Below are 6,000 nucleotides of genomic sequence, written 5' to 3'. Positions count from 1 at the left end.
CGTCGCCTTTGCACATCAGGGCATTCGTGTCACCCGGATCGCGGATGGCCTCGATGACATAGCGAGGTGCTTTGGCGGGCTGGACGCCAGCACCGCCCGAGGCAAAACTGCGGCTGGTAAAGGCTCCATAGGCCGTGGTGCGCGCCGCACTGCTGCTATCGGTAAAGTCCACCCCCAGCCACGAAGGCTTGCCCGTGGTCACCACGCTGCATAGCCCCCCGCTGCTGCCGGTTGTGCCACAGCCAGCCAAAAACGCCGAGGAGTTGGTCTGCGGCGTGAAATTTATGCGGCGTGTAGAGGTGCCGGGGCCGTATAAGTCGTTTTCTGCGTCCATCAGCGCGGCCTCTGCAGATTGCCACGCAAGCAATTGATCCCTGTCATTGCGGGCGCCGCGTTCGCTCATCATGGAGATCTGGATCGCTGCTATGCCCAACATCGAAACGATGGTCAAGATGATCATGACCATGATCAGCGAAGCGCCGTGCTGCCCGGCGCTGGCGTGCCGTGGCTTTGATTCGCCCGGTTGGAATTTCGCGCTCATTTCAAAGTCCCTGCTCATTGCGAAGGTGAATGGTGAAAGTGACTACCTGACGCATTCTGCTGTCAGCCCCGGGGGAAAATATGGTGCCTGGATCGTTGCTTGACGACATGGCTGATCCAGCACTTCCCCCTGAAGCATTTTTTGCCTGGCCAAGCGGATAGAAAGTTTGCGCTGATGAGTCTTGCGCCGAACCGACCGGGCCGCGTATCACCATGCCAATTCGGAGGCTGCGGACGCGCCGCCAGTTGGCATTGGTGCCGACGACGTCGCCGGTGACGACCATCTGGTCTGCGCGCAAAAAACGATCTGCCACAGAGTCCGTCGTTGTGCTACCGGGTGCCGTATTCGGCGTCACGTTGTCTACGCCGTAGAGAACCTGAAAATTTTCAACTCCCTGAATGATCGGATACCCGGTTGAAGGCCCGGTGCTGCACATGAGAGAAGGCTCACCCTGACTGATATCGACATACAGCACACTCAGCATCCGGTCGTCTCTATTTTGAGGAATGGCTGAGGAGGGGCTTCCTGCGCAATTAATCATGGTCTTGTCGGAAACGCCTGACCCGGGGAAAGTTTCCGACGCCTGATAACGCAAGACCAGCACATCACTTCCATAGCCGATCGTCCCGGCTGTACGCGCAGTGGCGCTACTGTCAGGCGCAGTTGCGCTGGGAGTCGAATTGTTGAAGCCAGACACATAGGGCTCAGGATTGGCGCCAATCCCCGTTACATTTGCAGGCCGGTTGGTCGTGGCGTAAATTAAATCCTCGTAGCCGGCCTGTACGCCGAGTCTCTGTATCAGGTCTGTTGCAAACCGGGCGTTGTCGCGCAACTGCGAGGCCGCGTCTACAGTGGTTAGGCCCTGGCGACTGACGATCAGTGCCGAGACGGCGGCAACGGCGACTATCGAACTGATGGCGAGCGCAACCAGCAATTCAACCAAAGTAAGTCCACTTTGCCTTCCCGCTTCGCGGGCAGCTGTGCGACACGAAGAAAACACAGCTTGGGCATGAAGAGTTTTCATAAGCTGTTGCCTGGCGTGATGGGAAGAACGACCGACGGTATGGTGGCTCGTTCAAGGGCGGCAGAGCCGCTGGCAGACCGGTCGGTTGAGGTGCGCGTCCAGCCCATCTTGATAACGGTTGTGGCGCCAGTACCGGTGGTCGTGCAGACCCACCGCGGCAGGCCGGAGGAGGGATCGAATGGAGCCGAATCCACACAGATATTCACGCGAGCGCCGGGTAACTCGGTTTTAACCCTTGAAAGCCATTCGGTCATTTGCGCATCGGCAATGGCCGCATTGCTTGCGCATGCGGTTGTGCCAGTGGCAACATTCAGGCAATAAGATTCGGTTGTCGGGGTGAGTGGGCTGGTGAAGTCGCCGACATACGGGTTCGCACTGGATGCCAATCCGACATCTTTGTTGCCGCGCATCATTTCTGCCAGTTCACGCGCAAGCGATATGGCAATCGACTGCAGCCGTGCGTCGCGATTGGCCTGCAAGGCAGCGGCTTGCAAGCCCACCATTCCCAACAGGCCAAAAGACAAAATGATGATTGAGATCAGTACCTCAAGCAGCGAAAAGCCTTTTTCCCGACTGGATGTGCCTGCGCGCAAGAAACCGGTGGTCCGATTTTGCAGCCGTGATGGTGCCGAAATTTTCATTACCCGATGATAGGAGCGGCCGCCTTTTGAAGGAAGCGTTGGCGCAACCGCCTGTCATGCTGACTTGACCGCTTGGCGTTAAGTAGCGTTGAATCCGGTTATACGTCACACTTTGGCGTGGCCTCAAGGCGCGTAGATTGGTGTGGCTGTCAAGCGATTCAAACCCGCTAGCGCCGCACCTCGTCCACCAGCGTCTTGAATTCGTCGATGTCTTCAAAACTCCGGTACACGCTGGCAAAACGCACGTAAGCCACCTTGTCGAGCTTCTTGAGCTCGCGCATGACCAATTCGCCCAGGCGGGCCGATGGGACTTCCCTGACGCCCAGGTTCAGCAGCTTTTCTTCAATCCGCTCCACGGCGGAGTCGACCTGCTCGGTGCTGACGGGCCGCTTGCGCAGCGACAGCGTCATGGAGTCCTGGATCTTGCTTCGCTTGTACTCGGTTCGCCGGCCGTCCTTTTTGACGATGGCCGGGAAGTTGACGTCGGGCCGCTCGTAGGTGGTGAAGCGCTTTTCGCACGCGCCGCACTGACGGCGGCGGCGTATGAAGTCAGCGTCTTCCGAAATCCGGGTCTCGACGACCTGGGTTTCAAGATGACCGCAGAAAGGGCATTTCATCGGTGGCCCAGGGTCGGGTTTTGGAAAATTTCAGACATTTAGGCCGCAGGTCCAACAGATATCGGCATAAGCAGCTATAAAAAACATAGCTACCGCGCAAGCGGCGCTGATTAGCCGTAAACCGGAAAACGGCTTGTCAGCGCGTGAACCTTGGCGCGAACCGCTTCAATATTGGCGCTATCCCGGGGGTTGTCCAGCACATCAGCCACCAGGTTGGCGGTGAGGCGCGCTTCCTCGTCCTTGAAACCGCGGGTGGTCATGGCGGGGGTGCCAATACGCACGCCGCTAGTGACCATCGGCTTTTCCGGGTCATTCGGAATCGCGTTCTTGTTGATGGTCATGTGGGCGCTGCCCAGTACGGCCTCGGCTTCCTTGCCGGTAATGCCCTTGGCGCGCAGATCGACCAGCATGACGTGGCTTTCGGTGCGGCCGCTGACAATGCGCAGGCCGCGCTGGCTCAGGGTATCGGCAACGATCTGGGCGTTTTTCAGCACCTGTTGCTGGTAAACCTTGAACTCCGGCGACAGTGCTTCCTTGAAGGCGACCGCCTTGGCGGCAATCACATGCATCAGCGGGCCGCCTTGCAGGCCGGGGAAGATGGCGCTGTTGATGGCTTTTTCGTGCTGGGCTTTCATCAGGATGATGCCGCCTCGCGGGCCGCGCAGGCTCTTGTGGGTGGTTGAGGTAACGATGTCGGCGTGGGGCACCGGGTTGGGGTAGATGCCGGCGGCAATCAGCCCGGCGTAATGCGCCATGTCGACCATGAAAATCGCGCCCACGTCTTTGGCCACTTTGGCAAAGCGTGCAAAATCAATAGCAAGCGAGTAAGCACTAGCGCCCGCAATGATGAGTTTCGGCTTGCTTTCATGGGCCTTGCGCTCCATCGCGTCGTAGTCAATCTCTTCCTTGTCGTTCAGGCCGTAAGAGACGACGTTGAACCACTTGCCGCTGATGTTCAGCGCCATGCCGTGCGTCAGGTGGCCGCCTTCGGCCAGACTCATGCCCATGATGGTGTCGCCCGGCTTGAGGAATGCCAGAAACACTGCCTCGTTGGCCGAAGCGCCGCAATGCGGCTGCACGTTGGCCGCTTCCGCGCCAAAGATCTGTTTGACACGGTCAATCGCGAGCTGCTCGGCCACGTCCACATATTCACAACCACCATAGTAGCGGCGGCCGGGGTAGCCCTCGGCGTATTTGTTGGTGAGCTGCGAGCCTTGCGCGGCCATGACGGCGGGCGAAGCATAGTTCTCGCTGGCAATCAGCTCGATGTGCTGCTCCTGCCTGGTGTTTTCCGCCTGGATGGCGGCAAAAATTTCGGGGTCAGTCTGTTCGACAAGAATGTTGCGGTGATACATGGCAGTCCTTCAAGACTTTGAAATCCTTGTCCCGGACCGAAATTTGATCAAGGGAAACAAGGGCTGCCCAGGCGAACGGCTGAACGCTTCGGCCAGATGGAACCAAGCGGTACGCTTCCCTGTGGTGTCCCACATCAGCATCAAAGGTCGGCAAAACCGTGATGTCTATCGCCAGTTGCGCACCCCTTCAGTGTAGCTTAGGGTGCCCGAACCGTTGGACACCGGTCGCTACAAACCCACAAAACGATCAGGATTGATCCAGCAGCGCCACGTTGCCGGTGGACTTGTCGGCTGGCTCCACAGGACTCGCCTGCGCGGGCAGGGACACCGGAATCGGACGGGGAGGCGCGGGTGAGGTAAAGAAACGCAATGTGGGTGGCCGCTTGCCGCCCACCACGGCCAGCAAGCGGGCATGCTCGGCCATGACCTTGCCTGCGTAGCCGCCGTCGTCCACCAGATTGGCCGCGCCGACATAGTATTTCAGGCCGCCTTCGATCGAGCCGGCACGGCTGATGCATTCCTGAAGCACCTTGACGCCGACGCGCAGATTGGTCACCGGATCAAATGCCGCCAGCTTTCCGCCGAAGTTGTCGTACTTGTCGTGGTGAACCTGCGTCATGACCTGCATCAGGCCCTGCGCCCCGACGGGGCTTTGTGCAAACGGATTGAAACCAGACTCGATTGCCATGATGGCCAGAATGAGCGTAGGGTCGAGCTTGGCTTTCTGGCCAATTTCAAAGGCCTGGGCCACCAGCACGCTCAGCGGTTCCGGTGCCACCGAGTATTTCTTGCTCAGCCAGTAAGCCACTGCGGCCTGCGTCGATGGCAGGTCTTTCGGGTTGGACGCTGTCGCACGCTCAACGGCCGTGGGCTCAACAAACGCGGGCTCGGTAAAGCCGATGGCCTCTTCCTGGCGCTCTTGCAGCCAGGTCATGAGCTGGAATTCACCGGCATCACGCAGGTCGGGTCTCGCCGTCAAGACAATTACCGCAGACACAACCGCCAAGCCGAGCAGCGCAAAACTGTTGTGCGTGATTTCAAAAAAGCCCTGGCCGATGTCACTGGCAACTATCGCCAGACCCTTGCGGATATTTTTCAGCTTCGCGCCGACGTTGAAGTCATGGCCTGGATTTACTAGCGCTGTCATAGCACTCCTTTTCTATGCATGTGCAACCTTGTAAGGCCGCGCAGCGTTGATTGGGTCGCCATCAAACCAAGGCTTTGCCTGTGGATGTGGACCCTTTAATAATGTTGCCGGAATCAGGATCGTGATCGGCAACGTGTTCGGGTTGTCCCTAGTAATTGTGGAACTAGCGGATTCTATTGGTCTTGCAAATAACCTGTCAAGCATAACAAATTACTTTTTTATACTAAAAAAATGCCAAAAATAGCCTTTTTTTACTTATCGCTTCCCAAAATTCCTTGCTTGATGGTTCTCTTGTAAAAAACTTGTGTTGCGTAAAATTCGTAGGTTTTCGCAACAAGCCGCCTTTTAGCGCTAATTTCGGCTTTTACAACTTCAGGCGCTGTTTCCTTGGCTGTTGCAGCGCAGCTTGAAGTATTTGGCAAGCCATGGGTTGCAAGTCAATGCCAATCGACGCCGGCGTTGTGATTTAAAAAATGGCCTTGCCTGCAAGGGTGCCTGGGCGTAATCTGTGGATGTCCGGTTCATCTGGACATGCACCGGGAACCAACCCCCGGTAAAACTGGAAGCAATCACTTGCTTCCAACGCACTGCGAGACGAATACTCTCTCCTTTGCGAAGCCCGACGGCATGGGTATTTAACCCGCCGTCAACCCCGGTCAGCCCAGCTGCCCGGGG

General features: G+C 57.6%; 6 protein-coding genes and 1 riboswitch. All 6 genes read right to left on the bottom strand.

Annotation, left to right across the window (positions count from 1 at the left end):
* Positions 1 to 541 (bottom strand): PilX N-terminal domain-containing pilus assembly protein (locus tag HHJ19_RS07290; RefSeq protein ID WP_296905425.1); only part of this gene is annotated, 541 nt, incomplete at its 3' end.
* A gap of 1 nt (position 542) precedes the next feature.
* Positions 543 to 1,565, bottom strand: a complete 1,023-nt coding sequence (locus HHJ19_RS07285) for a PilW family protein (RefSeq protein WP_296905423.1) — start codon at positions 1,563 to 1,565, stop codon at positions 543 to 545.
* Positions 1,562 to 2,206: a type IV pilus modification protein PilV gene (gene pilV, locus HHJ19_RS07280; RefSeq protein ID WP_296905421.1), complete on the bottom strand. Its 645-nt coding sequence runs from the start codon at positions 2,204 to 2,206 to the stop codon at positions 1,562 to 1,564. Before pilV ends, HHJ19_RS07285 begins: the two co-directional genes overlap by 4 nt.
* A 167-nt stretch (positions 2,207 to 2,373) precedes the next feature.
* Positions 2,374 to 2,823, bottom strand: coding sequence for a transcriptional regulator NrdR (gene nrdR, locus HHJ19_RS07275; RefSeq protein WP_296905419.1), 450 nt, complete (start codon positions 2,821 to 2,823; stop codon positions 2,374 to 2,376).
* Between the two features lie 110 nt (positions 2,824 to 2,933).
* On the bottom strand, positions 2,934 to 4,178 hold the full coding sequence (gene glyA / locus HHJ19_RS07270; protein WP_296905417.1) for a serine hydroxymethyltransferase: 1,245 nt from the start codon (positions 4,176 to 4,178) through the stop codon (positions 2,934 to 2,936).
* Positions 4,179 to 4,236: 58 nt separating this feature from the next.
* Positions 4,237 to 4,367, bottom strand: a riboswitch (ZMP/ZTP riboswitch).
* A gap of 58 nt (positions 4,368 to 4,425) precedes the next feature.
* Entirely contained in the window at positions 4,426 to 5,325 is a 900-nt protein-coding gene (locus tag HHJ19_RS07265; RefSeq protein WP_296905415.1) for a lytic transglycosylase domain-containing protein, read from the bottom strand.
* Positions 5,326 to 6,000: the final 675 nt, after the last annotated feature.

It is taken from the genome of Polaromonas sp., assembly GCF_012927415.1.
Classification (GTDB): Bacteria; Pseudomonadota; Gammaproteobacteria; order Burkholderiales; family Burkholderiaceae_C; genus Polaromonas.
This window is presented reverse-complemented; position numbering and strand designations above follow the sequence as displayed.

Excerpts from the sequence above, each read along its gene's own strand:
- HHJ19_RS07285 (WP_296905423.1), bottom strand. The coding sequence starts at position 1,565 with ATGAAAACTCTTCATGCCCAAGCTGTGTTTTCTTCGTGTCGCACAGCT.
- pilV (WP_296905421.1), bottom strand. The coding sequence starts at position 2,206 with ATGAAAATTTCGGCACCATCACGGCTGCAAAATCGGACCACCGGTTTC.
- nrdR (WP_296905419.1), bottom strand. The coding sequence starts at position 2,823 with ATGAAATGCCCTTTCTGCGGTCATCTTGAAACCCAGGTCGTCGAGACC.
- glyA (WP_296905417.1), bottom strand. The coding sequence starts at position 4,178 with ATGTATCACCGCAACATTCTTGTCGAACAGACTGACCCCGAAATTTTT.
- HHJ19_RS07265 (WP_296905415.1), bottom strand. The coding sequence starts at position 5,325 with ATGACAGCGCTAGTAAATCCAGGCCATGACTTCAACGTCGGCGCGAAG.